Origin of the sequence: Leisingera sp. NJS201, assembly GCF_004535885.1 — a bacterium.
Lineage (GTDB): Bacteria > Pseudomonadota > Alphaproteobacteria > Rhodobacterales > Rhodobacteraceae > Leisingera.
The window spans coordinates 4,217,506-4,241,556 of the sequence record NZ_CP038234.1; the positions used below are offsets into that span (position 1 = coordinate 4,217,506).

Here is a 24,051-nt window from a genome sequence, read left to right on the forward strand (position 1 = left end):
TCCTGCAGCAAAATTTTAGGCCCGGGCCGTGTGCCTGGGCTTTTCAGGGCAGAGCAAACCGGCAATTGCTCTCCCGGCAGCCTCTGCGAGAGCTGGGGGTCAGGGTGCAGGTGCGGCCTTTTTCAACAACTCCTTCAACCCATCATCTCCTGCAACCTGCAGCCGCACAGGCAGGGTAATGACCTTGGAGCGGAAGCTGTCCGGCAGGCGGACGGCGTCTTTTTCTGTCGTGACAAGCTGGGCGTTCAGCAGCTTGGATTCGTTCTCCAGCCGGTTCATCAGCGCCGGTGAAAGCGGCTGGTGATCGTCTAGTGCTTCGGCGCGGACGATATCGGCGCCAAGGCTGCGCAGAGTGTTGAAAAATTTCTGCGGCTGGCCGATGCCGGCAAAAGCCAGAACACGTGTGCCGTTCCAGGGCATCCCGGTTTGCAATGGCTCCAGCGCACCAGTGAAATGCGGCAAGCCCTGCAGCTGGCTTCCCCAGGCCGCGGCAAATTTCTTCTGGGCCTCCCCAGGCCCAAGCGAGAGCACCGCGTCAGCCCGTTTCAGGCCAATGGCAACCGGCTCCCGCAATGGACCTGCCGGCAGGCAGCGGCCATTGCCGAAGCCCTGCTGCGCGTCCACCACGATCAGTGACAGGTCCTTGGCAACCGCGGGGTTCTGAAATCCGTCATCCAGCACGATGACGGTTGCCCCTGCGTCTGCTGCGGCGCCTACGCCGGCAGCACGGTCCTTGGCAACCCAAACTTCGGCAAAGGCTGCCAGAAGAAGCGGTTCATCCCCCGTCTGCGCGGCTTTGTGGCGGCCAGGGAAGACTTGCACTGGCCCCTCCATCGTGCCGCCATAGCCGCGGGTCACAACATGCGGTTCATGCCCCTGATTGCGCAATGTTTCCAGCAGCCAGATCACAGTGGGCGTCTTGCCGGTGCCGCCGGCATTCAGATTGCCAACGCAGATCACCGGGACGTTAGCACGCATCGGGTTGCCTTTGGCGACCCGGGAAGCGGTGGCGCGTGCATAGACCCAGCCAAGGGGTGCTAGCAAAGCTGACCGGAAGTCGAATTCTCCCGGCGGTTTGTGCCAGAATTCAGGTGCCCGCATCGGTATCCTCGCGCTGGTCCAGCAGGGTCTGGACCTTCTCCAATAACATGTCGGCTGTGGCGGCGCTTTCGGTGACGCTCTGCCAGCCGGCCAGCGCCATTTCGGCGGCCTTGTCCGGGGCGGATAGCGCAATGACAGCATCGGTCAGATCCGATTGGGTCAGCACCGGCTGGGCAGCGCCCGCCGCGGCCAGTCTCTCATAAAGGTCCCGATGCGCGTGGATACCCGGTCCGTGCAGCAGCGCCGAGCCTAAGGCTGCGGCGTCCAAAGGCGACTGGCCCTGGGCCATGGGGTCCAGGCTGCTGGCGATCAGCGCGGCTGGAGACAGGCGGTACCACAATCCCAAATCCTCGCTGCCCGCCAACAGCACCTGGGTCAGGTCCTCGGGTTCACCGCCGTCTTCCCAATCGGCAAAATACAGCCCGCTGTTTTGCAGCTGGCGGCGGGCTGCTGCAAGATCCGCGCCGTCTTCCAGCGCGACCACCAGCAGCAGCCGGTGCAGCAGCCGCAATGCGCCGCGATGCGCGTCCAGAATACGGGGCAATTCGCTGAGCTTGGTATGGGCGGCGAGCCAGACCGGCCGGCTGCCAAGGGTCTGTTGCATGGCAGAAAGCTCTTCGTCATTGCAACCGGGCGGAATTGCAGACACCCGCAGCTTGCCGGCCAGTTGCACCCGTTCCGCTGGCAGTCCGATCCGGGTCAGCCGGGCCTGCACGGATTTGGACGGGGTCAGGATGCAGGTCAGCCCATCCAGCAGCCGCCGCCGCTGGTCCGGCAGCCAGCGGCTGGTGCGGTTGGGCATTTCATCCTCCAGAAGATCCGCCAGCAGTAACCCGGTACTGCGCTCGCGCATTTGCCGAAGCAGCACCCGTCGTGCCGGCGGGCCGGTCCAGATGCAAGCGTCGGGCCGCCAATGGTTCAAAAACCCGCGGGCCTCGGCCAGGGTGTCTTCAGGCAGCGGGCCAATCGGAATATCGCAGCCAACTGTACCGGTCAGCCGCAGTCCGGGTTCCCAGCTTGCCAGCACCGACAAGTCCGGGCGCAGGGATTTTAGGCGGCGGCCGATATCGCAAAGCGCTTGATAGCGTTCAGGGGTGGTCGCGTGCACCCACAACAGCTCTCCTTTGGGGCGGGGCTGCAGAACGGAAGTGCGGTTGGGAGCTGCGGTTCGCCGTTGCATCTGGCTCGATCTGAAATTTCCGGCCCAAGGTACCTGCAACATGCGGGCTTGTCTGTGAAAAATTTGGGTATGACGATAGCGCTGCTGCTGCCGCTTAAAGCCAGTCCGGTTTAATGTCCAGCGATGCCAGGCGCATTCGGGTCCAGTGCCGTCAGCAGCGAATTCTGAAGGGCCGGATTTCCGGCAACCACCCCGTTCAGGCGCGGATGCGGATTGTTGAAGCGCAAGGGGCGGCCGGTTTGATCGGTAAGGATGCCACCAGCCTCGCGTATCAGCAGATCGCCCGCCGCTATATCCCATTCCCAACTGGGGCGCAGAGTCAGCATGGCACCGAAACGGCCGTCTGCCACCTTGGCCAGCCGGTAGGCAAGCGAGGGCCGGTAGCTGCGGATGAATTCGGGCGGGGTGCCGCCCAGCCAGTGATGGGCCTGCAGGTTAGGTTTGGCGGCCAGCACTTCAGAACTGGAAAGTTCTGTGGTCCGGGACACATGAATCGGGCTGCCATTGCAATCCGCCCCCTGGCCCTTGGCGGCAGTATACATCAGCTCCCGCTGCGGCAGGTAGATCACGGCGGCGGTCACCTCGCCGTGGTCGGCGACAGCAATGGAATGCGCCCAGGTGCGGGAGCCTTCGGCAAAGCTGCGGGTGCCGTCGATCGGGTCGATGATGAAGACCTTTTCGCGCAGCAGCCGCGCGCTATTGTCTTCAGTTTCTTCCGACAGCCAGCCATAGCCGGGCCGTGCCTGCTGCAACATGTCTTCGAGCATAGCATTGACTGCCAGGTCGGCTTCGGTCACGGGACCAGCGCCGCCGGGCTTGTCCCAGCGTTTGGCTTCGGGGCCGGAAAAACGGCACGCAATATCGCCGGCCTGTTCCGCAGCTTTCACAAGCAGGGAAAGGTCAGTTGCCGGCAAGGGTCATTCCTTCGATCAGCAGCGACGGGACCACGGTCGAGAGGTGCCGGCGCGCGTCATTGGCGGGAACGATCCTCCGCAGCATGTCAAGCAGATTGCCCGCGATGGTGCATTCGTTGACCGGATATGCGATCTCGCCGTTTTCCACCCAGTATCCCGAGGCTCCGCGGGAATAGTCGCCGTTGTTGGGGTTGATGGTGGAGCCGATCATCGACGTCACCAAGAGACCGGTGCCCATCTGCGCGACGAGATCCTCGCGGCTGGCTTCGCCTTCAGACAGCGCAAGATTCCAGGTCGCGGGAGAGGGCACGCCGCCGATGCCGCGGGCGGCGTTGCCAGTGCTTTCAAGGCCCAGTTTCCGGGCCGAGGCAAGATCCAGTGTCCAACCGGTCAGCACGCCGTTGTCAACAACAGTGCGCTTGCGGGTCGGCAGCCCTTCGCCGTCAAAGGGGCGGGAGCCGGAAATGCGCGGGCGGTGCGGGTCTTCAACAATGGACAGGGTTTCGGGCAAAACCTGCTCACCTAATGACCCCTTCAGCCAAGAGGAGCCGCGGGCAATCGCCGCCCCATTGGCAGCAGACAGCAAGTGGCCGATCAGAGAGGAAGAGATGCGTTCGTCAAACAGCACCGGAAAGCTGCCGGTTTTGGGCTTGCGGGCGCCCAGCCGGGCAACCGCGCGTTCACCGGCGGTTGTGCCAATGTCCTGAGCGCTGCGCAAATCGGATTGAAAAGTGCGTGAATCCCCGTCGTAGTCACGCTCCATACCTGTGCCGCTGCCTGCAATTCCGGTGCAAGAGAGTGAGCGCCCAGTACGTTGGTAGCCGCCGGAAAACCCATTGGTTGCGGCCATATGCACAACGTGGCGGCCATATCCGGCTGCTGCGGATTGAACCTGGGTGATGCCGCTGATTTCCTGGCAAGCGGTCTCGGCAGCCAGGGCGTCAGATTGCAGGGCAGCAGGCTCCGGCTCGCCGCGGGGATCTTCCAGTTCCAGTGCCGCCAGGTTCCAGCTCTTGGCCAACTGCGATGGATCGGCAAGGCCTGCATAAGGGTCCTCAGGTGCTTCCTTGGCCATTGCAACCGCACGTTCGGCCATTGCTGCGATGGTCTCCGGGCGCATATCCGATGATGAAACCAGCGCCTGCCGTTTGCCGACGAATACCCGCAAGCCCAGGTCAGTGCCCTCAGAGCGTTCCGCATGCTCCAGTTTGCCTTCCCGCACTTCAATGCTGAGGGAACTGCCTTCCGCTGCCATGGCATCGGCGGCATCCGCGCCGGCCTTGCGGGCGGCATCAATCAGGGCGTGGCAAAGCGCTTCGGGGGACTGGGTCATGGGCACCTTCTGTTCTGCTCCTTTCCAGAGCTATCCAGTGAGGCGGCTTGCCGCAAGGGCGGGCAGCAAAAAAGGGGCCGCGCATAGCAGCCCCTTTGCAAAACCTGTCAGGGATTTGACGGTTATTTGATGCGCTGGCCATTGGCGTGGATCTGGCCGTCCTCGGAGATCGCAATCTTCGAGGTCAGCGTGTCCTCACCCTCGCCCGGCACGGCCAGCATGCCCATCATCATCCGCGCGCCCATGGCGTCGCTGTCGGACATCAGGCCCATCCCGATCAGCTTGTCGATCAGGGTGTTGGCACCGGTCAGTTTGAGGTCAGCCTCGCCCGAGGGGGCAGGCATGCCGTCAAAGCTGACGAGGTCTTCATTGTTGAAGGTAAAGTCGCCGGTGCCGGTCAACTCGGCGCCTGCTGCGGTGACCTGCAGTTGTTTCACGGTCAGCGCGTTCAGTTCGCCCGGTTGTTCTTCGCCGGATTCCACCGATTCCATGGCTTCCGGATCGAACAGGTCGAACAGCACCTTGCCCTTGCCGGCAAGGTCCAGCACCACGGTGGCCGGATCATGCGGCAGCTGGCCGGTTGGATCGACCATGCCCCACAGCATATCCGGAACCGCAAAATCGCGCAGGGTGATGCCCAGGGCAAAATCCTGCTCTTCCTCGGATTTGGCGAGCGGCATCATCAGTTTGAATCCGGTCTCCGCCATGCTGAGCGCCAGCGGGAAGGGGATCTCGGAACCGGAGATGTTCACATTGGTGCCGGTCTGGGACACATCATAGGTCAGATGCTGCTTGTCCATAGCCACCGCGATCGAGCCGCCCTGGGAGTTGCTTTCCATGGCGAAGTTTTCGCTGCCGTCCACACCGGAGACGGAACCATTGCCGCTGTCAAAAGTGAAGATTCCGTCAAAGGCAAATCCGGCTGCCAGCAGCGCTGACATATCGGGGCTTTCCAGTCCGGCCGGCACGGTGCTGGTGCCGGTAAAATTCAGCCCCTGCAGCGCGCCTTTGAAAGAGCCTGTGCCGTTGCTTTCGGGATCGTTGAAGCCCATGTCATAGCTCAGGCTGGAAGCAGTCAGCGTCTGGTCATAGTTGCGCGCGCCAGCGATTTTCATTTCGGTCTTGGTCGCAACTTCGTTCATGACGATCTGAATTTTCGCCACGTCCGCCGGCACGGTCTCGCCGTCTGCTGTCAGCCCGTCCAGCGTCATGGTGACTTTGGAGGAACTGTAATCATAGCTCATGCTTTCGGCGTCGCCCGACACTTTCATCGGGGTGCCGTCATGGGCATAGATCAGTTTGCCCGAAAAGCTCTCACCTTCAGCTGTGAAATCAAAACCCATCGGGAATTCCGCGGGCAGCAGCACGTTGACGGTGCCATCGCCGTTTTCCACAAACTGGATTTCGGGCAAGCTCACCGTGCCGGAGCCGTCCTCATCCGGGATCGGCATGACCATCGAGACATCGGAGACAGTCAGGGTGCTGCCCGAAACTGCTTCAGTGCCGGAAACCGTGTAACCGGTGCTGGTCAGATACGCTTTCCAGTCAGCCCAGACGTCCTGGGCACTCAAATCGGCCAGGGCACCCTGGGCGGAAACAACAAAAATTGCCGCTGCAACGCCGCTGCGTGCAAGAATAACGGACATAAGAGAACCTTTCTCAGTGAGATAATTGAAATCATCGTCGGCCCGGCGGGCGGTGCCGTCAAGGGGCCTTGGGCTGGACCGTTCCCCCTAACCGCTTTACCACATGGGTCAGCAGCCACTTGGAGGGACGGCCGATGGATTTCAATGGAAAAACAGTTGCAATTACCGGCGCCAGCCGCGGGATCGGCGCGGATACGGCCCGGGTTTTCGCCGCCGCCGGGGCCAATTTGGCCTTGCTGGCAAGGAGTGGAGAGGCGCTGCGGGAACTGGCAGAGGAGATTGGCGAAAATGTGCTGACCTTTGCCTGCGATGTATCATACTACGCATCGGTAGAGGGCGCGCTGGCCAAGGCCCATCAGCATTTCGGCAGCCTGGACATTCTTATCAACAATGCCGGTGTGATTGAGCCGATTGCCCGGTTGGCGGATGTGCAGCCCGGCGACTGGAGCAAGCTGATCGATATCAATCTGACTGGAGTGTTCAACGGTATCCGCGCCGCTTTGCCGCTGATGAAGCCCGCGGGCACCGGCACCATTATCACCGTCAGTTCCGGCGCGGCGCATCATGCGCTGGAGGGCTGGAGCGCGTATTGTTCGTCCAAAGCAGGCGCAGCAATGCTGACCAGCGCACTGGACCTGGAAGAACGTGCCAATGGTATTCGCGCCATGGGGCTGTCGCCGGGCACGGTCGCAACCCGGATGCAGCGGGAAATCAAGACCAGCGGCATTAACCCGGTGAGCGAGCTGGAGTGGGAAGACCACATCCCTGCCGAATGGCCCGCACGGACGCTGATGTGGATGTGCACAAATGATGCGGACGATTGCATCGGCCAGGAAGTTTCCCTGCGCGAAGACAGCATCCGTCAGCGGGTTGGCTTGGTATGATTGATCTGGAGATTGCGCAAAACGGTCTGTGGACCGTCACCATTAACCGCCCGGATAAGGCCAACTCTCTGACCGAAGCGATGCTGACCGAGCTGGCTGAAATCGCCGAATGCGCGCAGGAGGCCCGGGGGGTGATCCTGACCGGAACCGGCAAAGTGTTCAGCGCGGGTGCTGACCTGGACGAGGCGCGGGCAGGCCTGGCGACCTCGCCGGTGTGGGAGCGGTTGTCCAATTCTATGGCTTCAATTCCCTGTCTGAAAGTGGCGGCGCTGAATGGCACCTTGGCTGGCGGTGCCAATGGCATGGTGCTGGCCTGCGACATCCGGATTGCGGCGCCTTCGGCCAAGTTTTTTTACCCGGTGATGAAGCTTGGGTATTTGCCGCAGCCTTCGGACGCTGGGCGGATGGCGGCGCTGATCGGACCTGCGCGCACCAAGATGATCCTGGCAGCCGGGCAGAAAATCACCGCGCAGGAAGCTTGCAACTATGGCCTGGTCGACCGGATCGTGGAACCGGACGCGCTGATGGATACTGCGCAGGACCTGCTGGCGCATTCTCTTGAGGCCCAGCCAGAGATCGCGGCCGGTATCCTGAGGATGTGTCGGTGAAACGGCTGTCCGGCCTGCGGCTGCAGGTAAGGAGTCCTGAACGTCTCGCCGGGTTCTATGCGGATGTGTTCGGCATGGACGTCCAGGCCGAAGGCGAGGCCTGGCGTGCGGGGTACGCAGGACAGGATGCAGACCTGATTCTGCTGCCCGGCGGTGCCCAGGGTTCCCACACGCGGGACGAGCGGTATTGGAAGATCGGGATCTGTCTGCCCGATCTGGACACCGCCTGCGAACAGCTGCGGCAGAAAGGCATTGAGGTCTCCGCTCCGCATCAGTTCCGCGACATCGGATATATGGCGCATCTGCACGATCCCGAAGGCTTTGCCGTTGAGCTGCTGCAGCATGACTTCCAAGGCAAACGCCCCGATAGGGCAGGCGATCCGGCGCTGCCGCTGGGCGGCGGGGCGCATATCGGGCAGATCACCTTGCGGACCGGGGATATCGCCGCCGAAGTTTCAGCGCATGCGGATATGAAGCTGTTGTCGGTGCAGGATGTTGCGGAATTCGGGTTCGACCTGCATTTTCTGGCCTTCACCGACGAAACACCGCCGAACCCGGATTTGCGGGCCGTGGCAAACCGCGAATGGCTGTGGCGGCGTCCATACACCACTTTGGAATTTCAGCATATTGCCGGTGCGCAGTTGCGGGAGAGCCCGGCGTTTCTGGGGCTGGAAACGACCTAGCCTTGCGCTGTGTTCCAGGCGCCCGGCGTCAGAAAATTGCAGACGGCAGCCAGGTTGCGAGGCCGGGTATCAGCCAGACCAGCAGCACCCCAAGCGCCTGCAGGCCGATGAACGGCACGACCCCTTGGTAGATTTGACGGGTGGTGACCTCCTTTGGCGCGGCGCCGCGCAGGTAGAACAGCGAAAAGCCGAACGGCGGCGTCAAAAAGCTGGTCTGCAGGTTGATCGCGATCAGAATGCCCAGCCAGACCGGGTCATGGCCCATGATGATCAGGGCAGGCGTCACTAGCGGCAGCACGATGACAGAGATCTCGACGAAATCGAGGAAGAAGCCGAGCACGAAAATGAACAGCATGCAGAACAGCAGCGCACCGGACGGGCCACCGGGCATGTTTCCAAGGATATGCGCCACCCGCTCCTCGCCGCCCAGGCCGATGAACACCAACGAGAACATGCCTGCGGCCAGGATGGTGGCAAAAATCATTGCGGTCATGGTGGTGGTCGAAGTTACCGCATCGTGCAGGATGCGTTTCTTCAAACCGCTGCGCAGGGCGGCCAAAACGGCAATGGCTGCAACCGCGGCCAGAAGCGCATAGAACAGCCCCGCTGCGAGGTCGGCCCCGCTGAGGTCGCTGCGTTGCAGACGGACCGGATGAACCCCTGACAGAATCCCCAGCAGGATCAGCGCGGCGGCACCGGAAAGGATCAGCCGGGACGGTCCCCCTGCACGCGCTCCCGCCATCAGCAAGGCACCGATGCCGCCCACCGATGCGGCCTCGGTCGGGGTGGCGACGCCGCCCAGGATGGCACCGAGCACAGCGAAAATCAGCAGGATCGGCGGCACCACGGCACGCATGATCTGGCGTCCGCCAGGGCGGGCCAGCTCCGCTGGGGCGGAGGGCATGTCCTGAGGCCGCAGCATGCCTCTGACCAGGATATAAAGAAGATACAGCACCACCAGCACCAGTCCGGGCACCAGCGCGGCGGCGAAAAACTGGCCCACGGACAGCGCCTCGACTGAGAATTTTCCTTGCTCATACTGGGCCTGCTGATAGGCGTTGGACATAACGTCGGCGAGGATAATCAGCAGCGTCGAGGGCGGGATGATCTGCCCCAGTGTGCCGGCGGTACAGACAATGCCAGAGGCCACCCGCGGGTCATAGCCGGCGCGCAGCATGGCCGGCAGGGCGATCATGCCCATGGCCACAACCGTGGCGCCGACAATGCCGGTCGAGGCCGCCAGCAGCGCACCCACCAGCACCACCGAAATGCCCAGGCCGCCCTTCAGCTGGCCGAACAGCCGCCCCATCGTGTCCAGGAGTTCTTCGGCAATGCGGCTTTTCTCCAGGATCGCCCCCATCAGAACGAACAGCGGAATGGCGATCAGCACCTGATTGCTCAGCAGGCCGAATACCCGTTGGCCAAGCGCGCCCAGCAGCGAGATGTCCATCACGCCCAGTATCCACCCGAGACAGGCAAAGATGATCGCAACGCCGGCGATGGAAAAGGCCACCGGAAACCCAATGAGGATCGCTGCCATCAGGGCTGCGAACATGATCAGGTCAAGGTATGCGGTCATCGGGCGTCACTTTCGGAAAACAGGCGGATCAGCAGGGCAGCAGATTGCAGCATCACCAGGACGCAGAACGCCGGGATCAGCGATTTCAGCAGGAAAACGGCTTCGATGCCGCCGACTGCAATCGGACCTTCGAAAATAGCCCAGGAATTCCGCACCGACGGCCAGGACCAGTACAGAAGCGCGGCCATTGATGGCAGCAGCAGGAACAGGTGGCCGAAAATGTCGATGCGGCGCTGCGACCGGGGGCTGAGGCCGGCGTAAAACACGTCAACACGCACATGTTTGTCGACAAGCAGCGTGTAGCCGGCGGCGAGCATGAACAGGGTTGCATGCATATAAAGGACGCTTTCCTGTGCGGCGATGGAATTCACTCCGAACACATAGCGGCCGACCACGATCGCAAACTGTGTCAGCACCATGATCAGCGCCAGCCAGCGCACCACATGCGCCAGCCCCCGGTTGATACCGTCCAGCGCATTTGCAATCCGCCGCATTCCGCTCTCTCCCCATCAAAAAGCCGGCACCCGCCGTTCCGGGCGCCGGCTGCCGTTGCTGCCCGTCAGTAACCCATTACCGAAGCACGGGCGTTCATCTGGCCGTTATCGGCATAGGTCATATAGCTGCCGATGCTATCGCGGTAGCCAAGGAAGCTTTCGGTAATGCGGCGCACCAGCTCATCGTCGTCTTCCTGCAAGTCGGTGATTACCTCCTTGGCAGCGGCGCCCATCGCGGCGATCACATCCTCGGGGAACATCTTCACCTGCACGCCATCCTCTTCGACCATCTTCTTCAGCGCCAGGGCGTGTTTGGTGGTGTATTCCGTCCAAACCGGATTGTAGAGGCTTTCGCAGGCCAGCGACACAACCTGCTGCAAGTCTTCCGGCAGGTTCCCGAAGGCCGCGGCATTGACTCCGCATTCCTCGGCCGAGGAAGGTTCGCCGACACCGGGCCAGTAATAGTTCTTGGCCACTTGGTAATAGCCGAGCGCGCTGTCGGTCCAGGGGCCAATGAATTCACCGGCATCCAGCGCCCCGGTCTGCAGGCCCTGGAACATCGCCGGGCCGCTGGTGGCCTCGGCCGCCATGCCAAGTTTCGATGCCATTTCCGAGGCCAGCCCGGTGGTGCGGAACTTGAGGCCCTTCAGGTCCTCGGCAGAGTTGATCTCGGTCTTGAACCAGCCGCCCCACTGCGGGCCGGAGTTGCCGCACAGGAACGGTTTGATCCCGAAGCGGCCGTACATCTCGTCATAAAGCGCCTGGCCGCCGCCGTGGTACATCCAGCCGAACTGCTCATCTGCGCGCAGACCGAAAGGCTGCGAGCCGAACAGCAGGATACCTTTGGATTTCGATCCCCAATAGGCCGGCACGGCGTGATACAGCTCGGCGGTGCCTTCAGAAACCGCGTCAAACACGCCGCGGCCCGGAACCAGCTCACCGGCGGCGAAAAGCTTCACCTCGATCCGGCCGCCTGAAAGGGTGGTGATCCGGTCAGCCAGCATCTGTGCCGCCACACCGGGTCCAGGCAGGTTCTTCGGCCAGGCGGTGACCATCTTCCATTGCATCTTGCCCTGGGCAATGGCGGGGCTGGCCAACGCTGTTGCCGTTGCACCCAATACGCCGGTTTTCAAAAACGCGCGTCTTTCCATGTCTCCATTCCTCCGTCTGTCGGTGCATCTGCGATGGGCGGATGCCGGCAGCGCAGACTTTGTTATGTTTTGTAGGCGCTTTACATTAATATGTAGCTACATATTCTTGTCAATCACAGTTGCGCGGTTCAAGTTCGCCTTTCTGCGCAGAATGCAATATGGAGCGGCGGCAAACATTTTCCCGTTTGACCTGGGGGATGAATATTGACGGACAAGCCACGGCATTCCTGGGTAACCATCCGGGACAGCATCCGGGAGATGATCCTGAACTCCACCTATGGGCCGGGAGACAAACTGCCGCGGGACGAGGAGTTTGCCGCACGGTTCGGCTGTGCCCGCTCCACCGTTCACCGGGCCATGCGGGATCTGGCTCAAAGCGGTCTGGTGGAACGGCGCCGCAAGGGCGGCACAATGGTGCAGCGCGATCCTGTGACCCGCGCAACCCTGAACATCCCGATCACCAGGCTAGAGGTCGAACAGAAAGGCTGCGTGCACCGCTACCAGTTGATCAGGCAGTCGGTACAGCGGTCCAGCCCGGCCATAATGGCAAACTTCGGCCTGCATGAAGCCCGGCCGATGCTGCGGGTTGAAGCTTTGCATCTTGCCGACAGCCGCCCCTATATCTTCGAGGACCGCTGGATCTGCCTGGAAACCGTACCGGAAATAAATACGGTGGACCTGACACGCGAAAGCGCAAACGAATGGCTTGTCCGCAACCGCCCCTACAGCAGGTGCGATTTGCGTCTTTATGCCCGCCCTGGAACCAAGGACGACAGCGAAATTCTCCAGAGTGCGATCGGAGACGCACTGTTTGTCATGGAACGCACGACTTGGATCGGCGACGCCCCGATCACCAGCCTGCGCGCCGTTGCTCACCCGGGCTATCAGCTGTTCACTCAGGGTTGATGCAATGCTGAGCGCTCGGGGCTGGCCGGCCGCAATGCGGGCAGATTGGAACGGAAATACATGGGCCTTGGCTCGATGCAGCGAAAAAAAGCGCTGGCGCCGGGCGCTGGAAACGGGCGCTGGCAAGGGGATGGCATGACAGAAACTTGGGATGCAGTGGTGATCGGCGCCGGGCCTGCAGGGCTGATGGCCGCCGAGGAGCTGGGCCGCGCCGGGCACCGCGTGCTGGTGGCTGAGGCCAAGCCGTCGGTGGCGCGCAAGCTCCTGATGGCGGGCAAGTCCGGCTTGAATCTGACCAAGGACGAACCGTTTAACCAGTTGATCACCCGCTATGGAGAGGCCGCAGACTGGCTGGCGCCAATGATCCGCGCCTGTGATTCACAGGCCGTTCAGGATTGGGCACAGGGACTGGGGAGCGAGCTGTTCACCGGCTCGACAGGCCGGGTGTTCCCGACAGTCATGAAAGCCTCTCCGCTGCTGCGCGCCTGGCTGGCACGCCTTGATGGTTTCGGCGCACAGATACGCACGCGCTGGCGCTGGGCTGGCTGGGAGGGCACAGGGCTTGCATTTGATACGCCGGACGGGCCGAAGCGGATAGAAGCCAGGGCAGTGGTCCTGGCACTGGGCGGCGCCAGCTGGGCGCGGCTTGGGTCGGACGCGGGCTGGGTCCCTCTGCTGGATGGAAAAGCTGTAGAGATTGCACCGTTCAAACCTGCCAATGCGGGGCTTCTGGTGGATTGGTCCGATCACATGGCACCGCAGTTCGGGCAGCCGCTTAAGGGTATAGCATTGCACGCCGGCCCATTGTCTTCGCGTGGGGAAGCCGTGATATCGGAGCGCGGGCTGGAAGGCGGCGGCGTCTATTCCGTCTGCGCCGCGGTACGGGAGGGAGAGATAATGCAGATGGATCTGCTTCCGGATCTGGAAACGGCAGAAGTCATCCGCCGCCTGTCCCGCCCGCGCGGCAAGGCGAGCGTTTCAAACCATCTGCGAAAGGTGCTCAAGCTGGGCGATGCACGGGCAGCAGTATTGCAGGAATTCGGACGGCCCTTGCCGCAGGATGTCCAGGCCTTAGCCCGGTTGATCAAAACGCTGCCCGTCAATCACGCGGGCCTGCGGCCAATGGACGAGGCGATCTCCACCGCTGGCGGCGTGCGGCGGGACGCGCTGGACAACGGCCTGATGCTGAAACAAATCCCCGGCACGTTCTGCGCCGGGGAAATGCTGAATTGGGAAGCGCCGACGGGCGGTTATCTGCTGACTGCGTGCCTGGCGACCGGGCGTTGGGCGGGCCGGGCAGCGGCACATTACTTGGCGAGTGCGGCAACCCGCTGATAGGCTTCGCGTTGCCGCATCCGGTGTCCATAATCCAGCAGTCTCTCGCCCTCGACTGGGAATTTGGCGCTATGGGCCCAATTCAGGCAATGGGTGCAGATGATGTCGGCGATTGTGAATTCCGTACCCATCAGGAATTCCGCACCCATCTTATCTTCAAGCCGCGCCATATTATGGGCAAATTCCCACTTCAGGCTGCCTTTCACTTCCGGTACCCGCTGATCTTCCGGCAAGATGAAGCTGTGGCGGGCCGCTGCCCACAGCACAGCATCCACTTCGTCCAGCAGGAGATGCGTCATCGCATCCTGCTTGGCACGGGCTATCGTGCCGGCGGGTGCGGTCAGGGCGCTGTGCTTGTCAGCGAGATAAGTGAGAATGGCAGTTGAATCGCTGATGGCCTCGCCTTCGGCCTGCAGCACTGGCACCTTGCCCGAGACGTTCAGCGCCTGAACTTCCGGGCTGCGGGGGCCGTGCTGTTTCAGCTCATAGGGCTGCCCAAGTTCTTCAAGCGCCCAAAGCACCCGGAACGTGCGGGTGAGCGGAATGCCGGTGACGGTGTACATCGTCTCTCTCCTGTTGTGTGTCCCTAAGATGGGCGGCACAGCAGGGGGATCAAGCCAGGAGAGGCATTAGTGGATCAGCGGGCGCGGCCCAGCATGGCCAGCCGGATCAGGGCGCGCTCCATCAGCGCCAGCGCCGGCGCGGTTTGACCGGCGGAACGCAGCGCCAGGTCGGTATCGGTAATGATCGTCAGCGCGGTTTCCAGCCGGCTTGCGCCCCAGTTCTGTGCCTGGCGCAGCATCCGGTCGCGGCGTTTGCCGTATAGCGGCGGGCGCAGTTGGCCGATGCCCTGGGCAGGGCCGCCGGGTGCGGCGGCAATGGTGTAGAGCGTTCGGAAGTGCCGGGTTGCCCCGATGCAGAGCGTCACGGCATTGGTGCCTTGTGCTTGAAGGCGGCGGATCAGCGGGCCGATTTCGGTACTGCGGGCTTCGGCCACCACATTCAGAACATCGTCCAGCGCGGCCTCGGTCGATTGCGGAGCAACAGCGCCGATATCCTCCAGTGACAGCGGGCTGCTGTCGCCGTGTTTATAAAGCGCCAGCTTCTCGATCATGCGGGAGAAGTCACCGGGGCCGGTATCATTGGCGATATCCGTCAGCGCTGACATGCTGTCGCCGGGAACGTCCCGGATACCAGCCTCCCCCAGGATCCGTTCGATCTCGGCGCGCGAGGGCGGGTCGTCGTAGATTCCCACCGAATAGGCATTTCGGTGGCCTTCAAACGCCTTCCGCAGCTTCGAGGCGGCCTTGAGCTGCCCGGCTGTGACTACAATCTGCGCATCCCCCGGCTGCCAGTCTTCCAGCGCTGTCGCAATGGCAGGGGTGGCGGTGTCATTGGCGCCTTCGACAAAAACCGCCCGGACACCGGGAAAGAATCCCACCGCCTTCACGGCATCCAGCAGCTGTGCTGGATCCTTGCGAAGGTCGCTGCCGGGCAGGCGGGTCAGGCGCATTTCTTCTTCGGCACCGGGGCCAAGCAAGGACGCCAGCACCTGCTGCCGCTTAAGCGACACGCGCATGGCGTCGGCGCCATAGATCAGGATGCCGGTCTTGCCCGGATCAGGTTTGGCGAAATAGCCATCCGCTTCGCGCGGAGAGAGCTTCATTCCACCGGCGCGGAGAGATCCGCGGTTGCCAGAATCTGTGCGGTGATCTGGTCGGCCAGAATGACCATCAGCCGTTCATGCGCGTCACGTTCACCTGCCAGCGTCTCCACGGTAGAGCCGGTTGCGGAGTAGCCGGTAAAGTTCTGCACGGTGCCGCTGGAGGTCACCTTGCCATCCGACAAGCGGGTCAGAGAAAAGCCAGCACTGCCGATCACCGAATAGCGGGTGATCTCATTGCCCGCGGTGATTGCCTGGCCTTCTTCCTGGGTGCTGAGCGTCAGGTCCAGCTTGTAGGCAGCACTGCCGCCGCGGCCCAGGCGCTGCTCCAGATTCTGCACCAGGAAGTAGGCGTCGGTGCCGGTGGCGCCCTTGATCTCCTCCGGCGCCTGAACCTCGATCTGCCCATACAGAGCGGAGCCGGTGCCGCCAGGGGCGTACACCGGGGTAAAGCCGCAGGCCGCTGCCACCAGGGGCAGGGCCAGCAACAGGGTTCTGCGGTTAAGCAACGACATTCACAATCCGGCCCGGCACCACGATCACCTTTTTCGGCGCGCCGCCATTCAGCGCCTTTTGCACAGCTTCGTGTGCCAGGGCGCGTTTTTCAACCTCTGCCTTGTCCAGATCTTTGGCGACTTCGATTTCACCGCGGCGCTTGCCGTTGATCTGGATCGGAAGGGTGACCGTGTCCTCAACCAGCATGGCCTCATCCGCAATCGGCCAGGGCGCGGTGGCGCACAAGCCTTTGCCGCCCTGATGGTTCCAGATGTCTTCTGCCAGATGCGGGGTCATCGGCGCCATCAGCTGTGCCAACGTCATGATCGCCTGCTTCTGCACCGATGCGCTGGCCTTGGATTTGGCAAGCGTGTTGGTGAAGGCATAAAGCTTTGCAATTGCCGCATTAAAGCCAAAGGAATCGACACCCAGGGTCACGTCGCGGATGCATTTATGTGTCTCGCGCAGCAACGCTTCGTCGCCTTCACCCGCCGCATCCGGGTCCATTTCGCCGATACGGTCGCACAGGTTCCAGACCCGGTTCAGGTGCTTGTAGGAAGCCTCGGCCCCGGCGGCGGTCCATTCCACATCGCGCTCGGGCGGCGAATCGGACAGCACGAACCAACGTGCGGTGTCGGCGCCGAAGGACGAGATGATGTGCAGCGGGTCCACCACGTTGTTCTTTGACTTGGACATCTTGGCAGAGGGGATAATTTCTACCTCGGTGCCGTCTTTGAGGAAGCCCTTGCCTTCGCGCAGCTCCACTTCCTCGGGGTAGTGGTAAACCGGGCGGTGATTGCCGCCGGTGGTCTTGTAGATCGCGTGGGTCACCATGCCCTGGGTGAACAGCGCGTCAAAGGGTTCTGCGGATTTCTCTGGCAGGTGGCCGCAGATCTGCATCGCGCGGGCAAAGAAGCGCGAGTACAGCAGGTGCAGAATCGCGTGCTCAATGCCGCCGATGTACTGGTCGACGTTCATCCAGTATTCGGCCTCGGCCAGATCGGTGGGCGTTTCGGCGCGCGGCGCGGTGAAGCGGGAGAAATACCAGGACGAATCGACGAAAGTGTCCATGGTGTCGGTTTCGCGCTGGGCCGGCTTGCCGCAGGACGGGCATTCGCAGTTGCGCCATGTCGGATGACGGTCCAGAGGGTTGCCCGGCACGGAAAAGTCGATGGGTTTGCCGTCTTCGTCATAGGGCAGCGCAATCGGCAGGTTCTCTTTCTTCTCCGGCACCACGCCGCAGTCTTCGCAGTGGACGACAGGGATCGGGCAGCCCCAGTAGCGCTGGCGGCTCAGCCCCCAGTCGCGCAGGCGGTATTTGGTGACACCCTGGCCCCAGCCGGCTTTTTCCGCGAAATCAACTGTGGCGTTGACCGCTTCTTCGCCGGTCGCCTCGGTCAGCCCGGCGAAGTGATTGACCCAGCGGACTTTTAGAGTTTTGAGCGGGACATAAGCCTCTTTGGTTTTGCTGTTGATCCGAAACTGGATGGGGCCTTCAGGGTCATCGAAAGCAGTATCTAAGAGCTTGAACGGGCTTCCTTCGAAATCATCATCTGGAATGTGGTCAGCTGCAAACTCAGCGTCTAGTGGCAAAAAGGTTGCTTTAATGGGCAGGTCATACTTGCGGCAGAAATCCAGGTCGCGCTGGTCATGCGCCGGGCAGGCAAAAATCGCGCCGGTGCCGTAATCCATCAAGATGAAATTGGCGATCCAGACCGGCAGCTCCCAGTCCGGGTTCAGCGGGTGTTTCACCCGGATGCCGGTGTCATAGCCCAGCTTTTCGGCGGTCTCTATGGCTTCCTCGGTGGTGCCGCCCTTGCGGCACTCGGCAACAAAGGCTGCGACCTCTTCCGATTCGGCTTCCAGCGCCTTGGCAATCGGATGATCGGGCGAAATGCCGACAAAAGACGCGCCCATCAGCGTATCCGGGCGGGTGGTGTAAACCTCAATCGGCTCTGCGCCGTCGGTGCGTTCAAACGAAAATTGAAGGCCGCGAGACTTGCCGATCCAGTTTTCCTGCATCAGGCGGACTTTGGCCGGCCAGTTCTCCAAGCCATCCAGCGCCGACAGCAGCTCTTCGGAGAAATCGGAGATCTTGAAGAACCACTGCGTCAGCTCGCGCCGCTCCACCAGCGCACCGGAGCGCCAGCCGCGGCCGTTTTCGACCTGCTCGTTGGCCAGCACGGTCATGTCGATGGGGTCCCAATTCACTACGGCGTTCTTGCGGTAGACCAGGCCCTTGTCCAGGAAATCAAGGAACAGCGCCTGCTGCTGGCCGTAATACTCCGGATCACAGGTGGCGAACATGCGGCTCCAGTCCAGCGACAGGCCCAGCGGCTTCATCTGCTCGACCATCGTGTCGATATTGGAGTAGGTCCAGTCCTTGGGGTGCCCGCCCGAGGCCATTGCGGCGTTCTCCGCAGGCATACCGAAGGCGTCAAACCCCATCGGATGCAGCACATTATGGCCGGTGGACAGCTTGTAGCGTGCGATCACATCGCCCATCGTGTAGTTGCGCACATGGCCCATGTGCAGCTTGCCCGATGGGTAGGGGAACATTTCCAGCACATAATACTTCGGCTTGCCGCCGGTGCGCTTGGCCTGAAATATCCCGGCCTTGTCCCAGGCTTCCTGCCATTTAGCTTCGATTTCCGTGGCGGAGTAACGCGACATCAGAGCGGTCCTTTGCATGAAAACGCCGGGCAAGTGGCCCGGCGCTTCTGATAGTGGGGTTTGGCTGGTGTTTCCAGAGCGCAGCGGGTCAGAGTTTTTTATCCGCGATCCGCAGCTGCCGTGCGCGGGAAAGAATCGCGTCCTCAACTGCGCGGGACGTGCTGGCGCTGACGGGACCGCCCTTGGATTGCAGCGCAACGTTCAAGGAACGCGCGTCCAGTGCCGGGTCCTTGATGTGAACGGTGGCCCGGTAGGTGCGGCCGCCGCCAGGCGGGGTGCCATAGCCTGTGATGATAACACCGGTGAAGGGATCAACCGATTGCACCGGCAGGAAGTTCAGCACGTCCAGGCTGGCCGCCCACAAGTAGCGGTTGACCTGCACGTTCTGGTCCGGCTGGCCGCGAAACACATCCCAGATCGAGGATGGATTGCTTTGTGCCCCGATTTCATCAACCGCCAACCGGTCCTTGCCCAGCAGGGTGCCATCCTGGCTGCGGTCCTTGTTGCCGCCGCATGCAGCAAGACTGAGGCATATTGCGCCGGCCAAAGTTGCCTGCAGAGTCTTTGTTCTGATCATAACCGCTCCCAGAGCCAATTTCTGGGCGAACACCTAGCGCAAGCGGCGCGGGCGGAGCAAGTGCTTTGCCCTATATAGAAGGTCCTCCCGTCGCGCGATACGCCTCCGGAGTGATCGGCCGATGGTGCAGCAGCATGCAAACCTGTGTGCTTGCGTCCATCCGGTGCAGTAGCGAGGCAGACTGTGGCATAGCTGCACCATCCCGGACCGCATCGTTTCGCCTGACTTTCCCAAGACTTGCCAAAACGGGGGCGAAAGAGCGAAACCCCTTGGCATACCCACGCCGGATTCCCCGGTTTGGGCTTAAGATTAGAAAACCGAGGGAAAAACATGAAAAAGGTTCTCTTCGCGACCACCGCGCTGATCGCCACCGCAGGCATGGCCGCGGCCGAAGTCAAAATCTCCGGCTATGGCCGTTTTGGTCTGGACTACAACGAAGCCAACAAAACCGTTGTTGGCCGTTCCGAGACCAACATCACCAGCCGTCTGCGCTTCACCTTCGACGCGTCGACCGAAACCGATGGCGGCGTGACCGTTGGCGCACGTGCTCGTGCCCAGTTCGAAAACCGTGATGGCACACCCGGCACCGGCGCGTTCAACGGCGCACAGTTCCACGTCGCATACGGCGGCCTGCGTGTGAACGTTGGCAACATCTGGGGCGCGATCGACAACATGCCGGGCTTCTACCTGGAAACCCGTTCGGTTGGTATCGGCATCGACGGCGCCGGCTTTAACTCGCTGGTGACCAACGTTGCGGGCAACGGCTTTGACTGGGACACCTACACCTCCGCAGCAGCCGGTCGTAACGGCATCGAAGCTCTGTACTCCGCTGGCGGTTTCTCGGGTCACCTGTCCTACTCCCAGGCAAACGGCGGCACCGTTGCCGGTTCCGCAAACGGCACCGAGCGTACTGCTGTGCACGTTGCCTACACCTTCGGTGACTGGACTGCCGCTCTGGGCTACCAGGACTCCAACGTCGCAACCGAAGACAAACTGGTCTTCACCATTGCAGGCGATCTGGGTCAGTTCGGTGTTCGCCTGGCATACGGCAACAACCAGGACGCAGTGACTGTTGGCGGTGTTGCACAAGACGTCGACAAAATCACCCTGGCCGGCAACGTTGAGCTGGGCGCAGCCTCCACTCTGGTTGCCTTCGTGAGCAGCGAAGACAACCCGGCGGGCACCGGTGTTAACGGCACCGACGGCACCGCCTTCGGCATCAACTACTCCTACGATCTGGGCGGCGGCGTGTCGTTCGAAGCGGGTGCGGTTGAATCGTCCTCCGACTTCACCACTGTTCAGGCAGGTCTGTACTTCAGCTTCTAAGCTGAAGCACGCCTAGCGTGAATTCGGGGCGGGTTCCTTCGGGAGCCCGCCCTTTCCTTTTGTGGCTTAACATTTGCGGGCAAACAGTGTTTTTTGCGGCTAAACAGCTACGAGGCCAAACCCATGCCGCTTGAAGAGATCAGATCCCGAATTGCCAAAGCTGAGAAGCAGGCCGGCCGTATGCCGGGCAGTGTGCAGCTGATTGCGGTTTCCAAAGTGCAGCCGGACGAGCGGGTCGAGGCGGTTTTGCAGGAAGGCCATCGCTGTTTCGGTGAAAACAAGGTGCAGGAAGCGGCTGGAAAATGGCCGGGATTTACGGAGCAGTTTGACGGTATCGACTTGCATTTGATCGGCCCGCTGCAGACCAACAAAACCCGCCAGGCGATGGAGCTGTTTGATAGCATCCATTCAGTTGACCGGCCCAAACTGGCCAATACGCTGGCCAGGCTGGCGCAGGAGCTGGGCAAATGCCCGGAATTGTTCATTCAAGTGAATACCGGCGAGGAGGAGCAAAAGGCAGGCGTGATGCCGTCCGATGCAGATGCTTTCATCGCAGAGTGCCGCCAGCTTGATCTGCCTCTAAAGGGGCTGATGTGCATCCCGCCGGTGGAAGAAGAGGCCAGCTTGCATTTCGCGCTGCTGGCAAAGATTGCTGAACGCAACGGGTTGAAGGGCTTGTCGATGGGAATGAGCGGTGATTTCGAGAAAGCCATAGCCCTTGGTGCCACCCATGTTCGCGTCGGCTCTGCCATTTTCGGCGCCCGCACCTATTGAGGCACAAAAGTTTTAGGCAAAACTTTTGCCAAGACTTTTTGAAAAGTCTTGGTTGCGTCAGTTGCGTGCCAGAGGCGGGACGATAACCCGGGATCCAGGCTGAACCCGGTCAGCAAGCCAATGGAGATCCGCGCGCGAGAAAGCGATGCAGCCTTCAGTGGGGTATCCAGGGCCGCGCCATTGATGAAGGAAGATTGCGGAACCGCTTCCCGGAATTGCGGTTGGCCAGTTCCAATCGGTGATCAAAACCAGATCATAGAGCGGATCGCTGCGCCGCAGTCGTTCGTGACTGAACGGATAAGGCGCCCGCACATGGTGGTTGTAATTTGCATCTCCTGAATCATCCGACCATAGGTCCCGCGGACCAATAGGCTTGGCCCAGGCGGCAGGGCGGCACAGCCTGTCGGGGCGGTAATACATGGCTGCAATGCGATGCACGCCAATGGGAGTCGCGCCATCCCCTTCGCGTTTGTTCCGGGACAGCCCGCCTTTGCCGATTGTGCACGGCAGCACCCGACCCAGAAACCGCACGCCGCGGGGTGTCAGGACCAGATCGGCGGGTGATGTCACAGGATATGCCCGGATTTCCGGGCCTTGGTCGCCAGGTAATGCTGGTTGTGGGCATTTTCACCCACTTTCAGCGCCACCCGTTCCGCCACATGCACGCCGGTCTTTTGCATCATCGCAATCTTGTTCGGGTTGTTGGTCAGCAGCCGCACTTGGGAGAAACCCAATTCTTGCAGAATGGAGGCGCCCAGGCGGAAGTCGCGCTCGTCATCCTCAAACCCCAGACGGTGATTGGCCTCCACCGTATCAAAGCCCTGGTCCTGCAGTGAATAGGCCCGCATTTTGTTGGCAAGGCCGATCCCGCGGCCCTCCTGATTCAGGTACAGAAGGACACCAGCACCTTCCGCGCCCATCTGTGCCAGTGCGCCCTGCAGCTGCGGACCGCAATCGCATTTCAGCGAGCCCAGCACGTCGCCGGTGAAGCAGGCCGAATGCAGCCGGGCCAGAACCGGTTTGGATCTGTCGGGGCGGCCGATTTCCACAGCATAATGCTCCTCGGCGCCATCCTCCGGGCGGAAGATGTGAAGCCTGCCGGCTTCGGCGGCATTCATTGGCAGGCGGGCAGCTGCGACCGGGTGCAGGGGGGAGCTTTGGCTCAGCAGCGGTTCTGCAGCTGCACGAGAAATGCTGGTAAGGCCGTGGGCCGCGGCAAACCCGGACGGATCGCTGATAGGCACAAGAGCAGCAGCTGGCAGCAGGCGCGCGGATTTCACCAGTGCAATTGCCAGCCGGTGCAGGTCTGCGCTGCCGCCGCGCTGGCTGGAAAGCGGACCCTTCATCGGTGTGTTCAGATCATCCGCCGGGTCGGCCAGCGACTGGATCCACTTCAGCCCCTCAGTACCGGGAACAATAATGCGGGCGGTGTCCGCGTCATACACCCGGGCCTTCAGGGTTTCCGCCCGCCGGGCCGTCAAGGCCAATGTCGGAGCGCCCAAGGCACGCATGTCTGCCAGACGTGTTTCTGTCAGCGATTCCACGGCAATTGCCAGCGCGGCACTCTTTCCATCACTCAATACCACCGGCAGGCCCATGCGCAGATCGACCCGGGCACGGGCCAGCAGTTCGATTATAGTGGGCATCAGGCTCATACGGGGATTCCGGTGTTATTTTGTAACAAAGGCTCGCTGTCTTTACGCCCAAATGCAACGGATGTGAAACATTTTCCCTGCCATGGACACGTCGGCGTGAGAGTATTGCAGCAAATCTTGCCGAGGGCGCAAGGGATGCGCATGTGTTGTCATGTGAACAGGAGGGCGAGCCGATGGCGCAACTGAAAAAAATTCTGCTGGTTGATGATGATGAAGACCTGCGAGAGGCCTTGAGCGAGCAGCTGGTGATGACCGAGGACTTCGATGTATTCGAGGCAGAGAACGGTCAAGGCGCGATGGAGCGCGCCAAGGAGGCCCTCTATGATCTGATTATTCTGGACGTGGGCTTGCCGGATACGGACGGGCGCGAACTGTGCCGCCTGCTGCGCAAGCAGGGAGTGAAGGCACCAGTCTTGATGCTGACAGGCCACGACAGCGATGCAGACACTATTCTGGGTCTGGATGCCGGCGCCAATGACTATGTCTCTAAACCCTTCAAGTTCCCGGTGCTGCTGGCCCGTATTCGGGCGCAGCTGCGTCAGCATGAACAATCCGAGGACGCGGTCTTTGCGCTTGGCCCTTATACCTTTAAACCGTCGATGAAGCTTTTGATCGCGGAGGATGAACGCAAGATCCGGTTGACCGAGAAGGAAACCAACATCCTCAAGTTTCTCTATCGCTCCAGCGATGGTGTGGTGCCGCGGGATGTTCTGCTGCATGAGGTATGGGGATACAATGCAGGCGTGACCACGCATACGCTGGAAACCCATATTTACCGTCTGCGGCAGAAAATTGAGCCCGATCCGTCGAATGCACGCCTGCTGGTGACGGAATCCGGCGGTTACCGGCTGGTCGCGTGATGTAATCGGCGTTGAGCCAGATCAAAGAAGAACCTGAGGTTCATCTTTAAAACAGACCCTATCCCGCGCATATCCGGGTCACGGTATGCACCTCCCTGTTGGACTTGGCCGGGCGTGATGCCCGGCCTTTTTTTGTCTGGATTGTTTACACACACGGGCCATTTCATCTCTGGCCCTTCCAGGCCCGGACAGGCAGTATCGCGCCGGAACCCGG

At 61.5% G+C, this 24,051-nt stretch carries 23 protein-coding genes; 8 read left to right on the plus strand and 15 right to left on the minus strand.

What is annotated here, in order from left to right:
• Positions 1–99 precede the first annotated feature (99 nt).
• The 5 genes from lpxK to ETW23_RS20920 form a co-directional block, all read right to left on the minus strand.
• Positions 100–1,101 carry a tetraacyldisaccharide 4'-kinase gene (lpxK, locus tag ETW23_RS20900; RefSeq protein WP_134831130.1) on the minus strand — a complete coding sequence of 334 codons (1,002 nt, stop codon included), beginning with the start codon at positions 1,099–1,101 and terminating at the stop codon, positions 100–102.
• Positions 1,088–2,209 carry a 3-deoxy-D-manno-octulosonic acid transferase gene (locus ETW23_RS20905; RefSeq protein WP_254695091.1) on the minus strand — a complete coding sequence of 374 codons (1,122 nt, stop codon included), beginning with the start codon at positions 2,207–2,209 and terminating at the stop codon, positions 1,088–1,090. Before ETW23_RS20905 ends, lpxK begins: the two co-directional genes overlap by 14 nt.
• 182 nt (positions 2,210–2,391) lie before the next feature.
• Positions 2,392–3,195 carry a 3'(2'),5'-bisphosphate nucleotidase CysQ gene (locus ETW23_RS20910; RefSeq protein ID WP_129372469.1) on the minus strand — a complete coding sequence of 268 codons (804 nt, stop codon included), beginning with the start codon at positions 3,193–3,195 and terminating at the stop codon, positions 2,392–2,394.
• Positions 3,182–4,528, minus strand: coding sequence for a TldD/PmbA family protein (locus ETW23_RS20915; protein ID WP_134831132.1), 1,347 nt, complete (start codon positions 4,526–4,528; stop codon positions 3,182–3,184). Before ETW23_RS20915 ends, ETW23_RS20910 begins: the two co-directional genes overlap by 14 nt.
• A 122-nt stretch (positions 4,529–4,650) precedes the next feature.
• Positions 4,651–6,174, minus strand: a complete 1,524-nt coding sequence (locus ETW23_RS20920; RefSeq protein ID WP_134831133.1) for a DUF2125 domain-containing protein — start codon at positions 6,172–6,174, stop codon at positions 4,651–4,653.
• A gap of 134 nt (positions 6,175–6,308) precedes the next feature.
• Here ETW23_RS20920 and ETW23_RS20925 point away from each other — a divergent pair, with 134 nt between their 5' ends.
• Genes ETW23_RS20925 through ETW23_RS20935 form a run of 3 tightly spaced genes read left to right on the plus strand, consistent with a single transcriptional unit; the run spans position 6,309 to position 8,349 of the window.
• Entirely contained in the window at positions 6,309–7,058 is a 750-nt protein-coding gene (locus tag ETW23_RS20925) for an SDR family oxidoreductase (protein ID WP_134831134.1), read from the plus strand.
• Positions 7,055–7,666, plus strand: coding sequence for an enoyl-CoA hydratase/isomerase family protein (locus tag ETW23_RS20930; protein WP_134831135.1), 612 nt, complete (start codon positions 7,055–7,057; stop codon positions 7,664–7,666). Before ETW23_RS20925 ends, ETW23_RS20930 begins: the two co-directional genes overlap by 4 nt.
• The gene (locus ETW23_RS20935; RefSeq protein WP_254695092.1) at positions 7,663–8,349 is read left to right on the plus strand and encodes a VOC family protein; all 687 of its coding nucleotides are present in this window, start codon (positions 7,663–7,665) and stop codon (positions 8,347–8,349) included. The genes ETW23_RS20930 and ETW23_RS20935 overlap by 4 nt, the downstream gene beginning before the upstream one ends.
• Positions 8,350–8,377: 28 nt before the next feature.
• Here ETW23_RS20935 and ETW23_RS20940 read toward each other — a convergent pair whose 3' ends face one another.
• The 3 genes from ETW23_RS20940 to ETW23_RS20950 form a co-directional block, all read right to left on the minus strand.
• The gene (locus tag ETW23_RS20940; protein ID WP_129372463.1) at positions 8,378–9,928 is read right to left on the minus strand and encodes a TRAP transporter large permease subunit; all 1,551 of its coding nucleotides are present in this window, start codon (positions 9,926–9,928) and stop codon (positions 8,378–8,380) included.
• The gene (locus ETW23_RS20945) at positions 9,925–10,422 is read right to left on the minus strand and encodes a TRAP transporter small permease subunit (protein WP_134831137.1); all 498 of its coding nucleotides are present in this window, start codon (positions 10,420–10,422) and stop codon (positions 9,925–9,927) included. Before ETW23_RS20945 ends, ETW23_RS20940 begins: the two co-directional genes overlap by 4 nt.
• A 65-nt stretch (positions 10,423–10,487) precedes the next feature.
• Positions 10,488–11,573 (minus strand): TRAP transporter substrate-binding protein, encoded by a 1,086-nt coding sequence (locus ETW23_RS20950; protein ID WP_129372461.1) that lies wholly within the window; start codon positions 11,571–11,573, stop codon positions 10,488–10,490.
• 204 nt (positions 11,574–11,777) lie between these two features.
• Between ETW23_RS20950 and ETW23_RS20955 the strand changes: the two genes are divergently transcribed.
• The gene (locus tag ETW23_RS20955) at positions 11,778–12,479 is read left to right on the plus strand and encodes a GntR family transcriptional regulator (RefSeq protein ID WP_134831138.1); all 702 of its coding nucleotides are present in this window, start codon (positions 11,778–11,780) and stop codon (positions 12,477–12,479) included.
• Between the two features lie 135 nt (positions 12,480–12,614).
• Positions 12,615–13,814 (plus strand): TIGR03862 family flavoprotein, encoded by a 1,200-nt coding sequence (locus ETW23_RS20960; RefSeq protein ID WP_134831139.1) that lies wholly within the window; start codon positions 12,615–12,617, stop codon positions 13,812–13,814.
• On the opposite strand, the gene ETW23_RS20965 is transcribed toward ETW23_RS20960, so the two are convergent.
• The 5 genes from ETW23_RS20965 to ETW23_RS20985 all read right to left on the minus strand — a co-directional run bounded on the left by ETW23_RS20965 (position 13,787) and on the right by ETW23_RS20985 (position 19,222).
• Complete coding sequence (locus ETW23_RS20965; RefSeq protein ID WP_134831140.1) at positions 13,787–14,377, minus strand: glutathione S-transferase family protein; 591 nt, start codon at positions 14,375–14,377, stop codon at positions 13,787–13,789. The genes ETW23_RS20960 and ETW23_RS20965 overlap by 28 nt on opposite strands.
• Before the next feature lie 74 nt (positions 14,378–14,451).
• Positions 14,452–15,480, minus strand: coding sequence for a DNA polymerase III subunit delta (holA, locus tag ETW23_RS20970; RefSeq protein ID WP_134831141.1), 1,029 nt, complete (start codon positions 15,478–15,480; stop codon positions 14,452–14,454).
• Entirely contained in the window at positions 15,477–15,992 is a 516-nt protein-coding gene (lptE, locus tag ETW23_RS20975) for an LPS assembly lipoprotein LptE (protein ID WP_129372456.1), read from the minus strand. Before lptE ends, holA begins: the two co-directional genes overlap by 4 nt.
• Positions 15,979–18,645 carry a leucine--tRNA ligase gene (leuS, locus tag ETW23_RS20980; protein WP_134831142.1) on the minus strand — a complete coding sequence of 889 codons (2,667 nt, stop codon included), beginning with the start codon at positions 18,643–18,645 and terminating at the stop codon, positions 15,979–15,981. Before leuS ends, lptE begins: the two co-directional genes overlap by 14 nt.
• A gap of 88 nt (positions 18,646–18,733) precedes the next feature.
• A complete protein-coding gene (locus tag ETW23_RS20985; RefSeq protein WP_129372454.1) occupies positions 18,734–19,222 on the minus strand; it encodes a DUF3576 domain-containing protein in 489 nt (162 codons plus the stop codon).
• 330 nt (positions 19,223–19,552) lie between these two features.
• Between ETW23_RS20985 and ETW23_RS20990 the strand changes: the two genes are divergently transcribed.
• The gene (locus ETW23_RS20990) at positions 19,553–20,548 is read left to right on the plus strand and encodes a porin (protein ID WP_134831143.1); all 996 of its coding nucleotides are present in this window, start codon (positions 19,553–19,555) and stop codon (positions 20,546–20,548) included.
• A 123-nt stretch (positions 20,549–20,671) separates the two neighbouring features.
• Positions 20,672–21,322, plus strand: a complete 651-nt coding sequence (locus ETW23_RS20995; RefSeq protein WP_134831144.1) for a YggS family pyridoxal phosphate-dependent enzyme — start codon at positions 20,672–20,674, stop codon at positions 21,320–21,322.
• A 57-nt stretch (positions 21,323–21,379) separates the two neighbouring features.
• Here ETW23_RS20995 and ETW23_RS21000 read toward each other — a convergent pair whose 3' ends face one another.
• Positions 21,380–21,874, minus strand: coding sequence for a L,D-transpeptidase (locus ETW23_RS21000; protein WP_134831374.1), 495 nt, complete (start codon positions 21,872–21,874; stop codon positions 21,380–21,382).
• Between the two features lie 14 nt (positions 21,875–21,888).
• Positions 21,889–22,977, minus strand: coding sequence for a GTP cyclohydrolase II (ribA, locus tag ETW23_RS21005; protein WP_134831145.1), 1,089 nt, complete (start codon positions 22,975–22,977; stop codon positions 21,889–21,891).
• A gap of 173 nt (positions 22,978–23,150) precedes the next feature.
• On the opposite strand from ribA, the gene ETW23_RS21010 reads away from it, so the two are divergent.
• A complete protein-coding gene (locus tag ETW23_RS21010; protein WP_129372450.1) occupies positions 23,151–23,837 on the plus strand; it encodes a response regulator transcription factor in 687 nt (228 codons plus the stop codon).
• Positions 23,838–24,051 lie beyond the last annotated feature (214 nt).

Coding starts and splice junctions, on each gene's coding strand:
- ETW23_RS20930 (WP_134831135.1), top strand. CDS start 7,055: ATGATTGATCTGGAGATTGCGCAAAACGGTCTGTGGACCGTCACCATT.
- ETW23_RS20920 (WP_134831133.1), bottom strand. CDS start 6,174: ATGTCCGTTATTCTTGCACGCAGCGGCGTTGCAGCGGCAATTTTTGTT.
- ETW23_RS20925 (WP_134831134.1), top strand. CDS start 6,309: ATGGATTTCAATGGAAAAACAGTTGCAATTACCGGCGCCAGCCGCGGG.
- ETW23_RS20960 (WP_134831139.1), top strand. CDS start 12,615: ATGACAGAAACTTGGGATGCAGTGGTGATCGGCGCCGGGCCTGCAGGG.
- ETW23_RS21010 (WP_129372450.1), top strand. CDS start 23,151: ATGGCGCAACTGAAAAAAATTCTGCTGGTTGATGATGATGAAGACCTG.
- ETW23_RS20945 (WP_134831137.1), bottom strand. CDS start 10,422: ATGCGGCGGATTGCAAATGCGCTGGACGGTATCAACCGGGGGCTGGCG.
- ETW23_RS20940 (WP_129372463.1), bottom strand. CDS start 9,928: ATGACCGCATACCTTGACCTGATCATGTTCGCAGCCCTGATGGCAGCG.
- ETW23_RS20915 (WP_134831132.1), bottom strand. CDS start 4,528: ATGACCCAGTCCCCCGAAGCGCTTTGCCACGCCCTGATTGATGCCGCC.
- ETW23_RS20985 (WP_129372454.1), bottom strand. CDS start 19,222: ATGATCAGAACAAAGACTCTGCAGGCAACTTTGGCCGGCGCAATATGC.
- leuS (WP_134831142.1), bottom strand. CDS start 18,645: ATGTCGCGTTACTCCGCCACGGAAATCGAAGCTAAATGGCAGGAAGCC.
- lptE (WP_129372456.1), bottom strand. CDS start 15,992: ATGTCGTTGCTTAACCGCAGAACCCTGTTGCTGGCCCTGCCCCTGGTG.
- ETW23_RS20995 (WP_134831144.1), top strand. CDS start 20,672: ATGCCGCTTGAAGAGATCAGATCCCGAATTGCCAAAGCTGAGAAGCAG.
- ETW23_RS20965 (WP_134831140.1), bottom strand. CDS start 14,377: ATGTACACCGTCACCGGCATTCCGCTCACCCGCACGTTCCGGGTGCTT.
- holA (WP_134831141.1), bottom strand. CDS start 15,480: ATGAAGCTCTCTCCGCGCGAAGCGGATGGCTATTTCGCCAAACCTGAT.
- lpxK (WP_134831130.1), bottom strand. CDS start 1,101: ATGCGGGCACCTGAATTCTGGCACAAACCGCCGGGAGAATTCGACTTC.
- ribA (WP_134831145.1), bottom strand. CDS start 22,977: ATGAGCCTGATGCCCACTATAATCGAACTGCTGGCCCGTGCCCGGGTC.
- ETW23_RS20990 (WP_134831143.1), top strand. CDS start 19,553: ATGAAAAAGGTTCTCTTCGCGACCACCGCGCTGATCGCCACCGCAGGC.
- ETW23_RS20950 (WP_129372461.1), bottom strand. CDS start 11,573: ATGGAAAGACGCGCGTTTTTGAAAACCGGCGTATTGGGTGCAACGGCA.